This window comes from Pseudomonas sp. Irchel 3H3 (assembly GCF_900187635.1).
Taxonomy (GTDB): domain Bacteria; phylum Pseudomonadota; class Gammaproteobacteria; order Pseudomonadales; family Pseudomonadaceae; genus Aquipseudomonas.
Genome location: NZ_FYEC01000059.1, coordinates 1 through 1741, shown reverse-complemented (window position 1 = coordinate 1741; position 1741 = coordinate 1). Strand labels below are relative to the sequence as shown.

Annotated in this window: 2 protein-coding genes; both read right to left on the bottom strand. The window is 63.1% G+C overall.

Annotated features, from left to right (window positions below; translation table 11 throughout):
• The coding region (locus CKW24_RS27615; RefSeq protein WP_095172046.1) for an ABC transporter permease subunit at positions 1–725 on the bottom strand (725 nt) is incomplete at its 3' end.
• A gap of 11 nt (positions 726–736) precedes the next feature.
• The coding region (locus tag CKW24_RS27610) for an ABC transporter permease subunit (RefSeq protein WP_256585556.1) at positions 737–1741 on the bottom strand (1005 nt) is incomplete at its 5' end.

Sequence of the window (1741 nt, the reverse complement as noted above, 5' to 3'; positions counted from 1 at the left end):
CCGAGGAAGCCCAGGGCGGCGGCATCGAGAATCGCCGAGGAAAAACTCAGGGTTGCCTGGACGATCAGCGGAGCCATGCAGTTGGGCAGCACGGTGATGAACATCAGGCGGGGCAGGCCGGCACCGGCCAGGCGTGCGGCCGTCACGTAGTCACGGTTCAGCTCGCCCATCACCGCGGCGCGGGTCAGGCGCACGTAGGACGGCAGGGACACGATGGCGATGGCGATCACGGTGTTGATCAGGCCAGGGCCGAGGATGGCGACAATCGCCACGGCCAGCAGCAAGGAGGGCAGGGCCAGCATGATGTCCATCAGGCGCATGATGGTCGGGCCTAGTAGACGCGGGAAGAAGCCGGCGAACAGGCCCAGCAGGATCCCCGGGATCAACGACATCACCACCGACGACAAGCCGATCATCAGCGACAGGCGCGAACCCTGGATCAAGCGCGACAGCAGGTCGCGCCCCAGTTCATCGGTGCCGAGCAGGAACTGCAGTTGCCCGCCTTCGAGCCAGGCCGGCGGGGTCAGCAGGAAGTCGCGGTACTGCTCGCTGGGGTTATGCGGGGCAACCCAGGGCGCGAAGATCGCGCAGAAGATCACCAGCAACATGAACATCAGGCCGGCAACGGCGCCTTTGTTTTTGGAGAACGCTTGCCAGAATTCTTTGTACGGGGACGGATACAGCAGGCTTTGATCGACTGCTACCGAGGGTGTTGGAGTACTCATGGGTAATGATCTCAGCGCTGATGACGGATGCGTGGGTTGGCAAAGCCGTAGAGGATGTCCACCACGAAGTTGACCAGGATCACCAGGCAGGCGATTAGCAGGATGCCGTTTTGTACGACGGGGTAGTCCCGGGCGCCGATGGCTTCGATCAGCCATTTACCGATGCCGGGCCAGGAGAAGATGGTCTCGGTCAGGACTGCACCGGCCAGCAGCGTGCCGACCTGCAGGCCGACCACGGTCAGTACCGGAATCAGCGCGTTGCGCAGGCCGTGCACGAACACCACGCGCGACGGCGACAGGCCTTTGGCCCGCGCGGTGCGAATGTAGTCCTCGCGCAGCACTTCGAGCATCGAGGAGCGGGTCATCCGCGCGATCACCGCCAGCGGGATGGTGCCGAGCACGATGGCTGGCAGGATCAGGTGGTGCAGGGCGTCGAGGAATGCGCCCGTGTCATCGGCCAGCAGGGTGTCGATCAGCATGAAACCGGTGACCGGCTCGATGTCGTAGAGCAGGTCGATCCGCCCGGAAACCGGGGTCCAGCCCAGGGACACCGAGAAGAACATGATCAGGATCAGGCCCCACCAGAAGATCGGCATCGAATACCCGGCCAGGGAGATGCCCATCACCCCATGGTCGAACAGCGATCCGCGCTTGAGGGCCGCGATCACCCCGGCCAGCAGGCCGAGGATCCCGGCGAACAACAGGGCGGCCATGGACAGTTCAAGGGTCGCGGGGAACAGCGAAGTGAACTCGCTCCAGACACTTTCACGGGTGCGCAGCGATTCACCGAGGTCACCCTGGGCCAGTTTGCCGATGTAGTCCAGGTACTGGGCATACAGCGGCTTGTTCAAACCAAGGCGTTCCATTGCCTGAGCGTGCATTTCGGGGTCGACCCGGCGTTCGCCCATCATGACTTCCACAGGGTCGCCAGGAATCATGCGAATCAACGCGAAAGTCAGCAGGGTGATGCCGAAAAAGGTGGGGATCAACAACCCCAGTCGGCGGGCAATAAAACT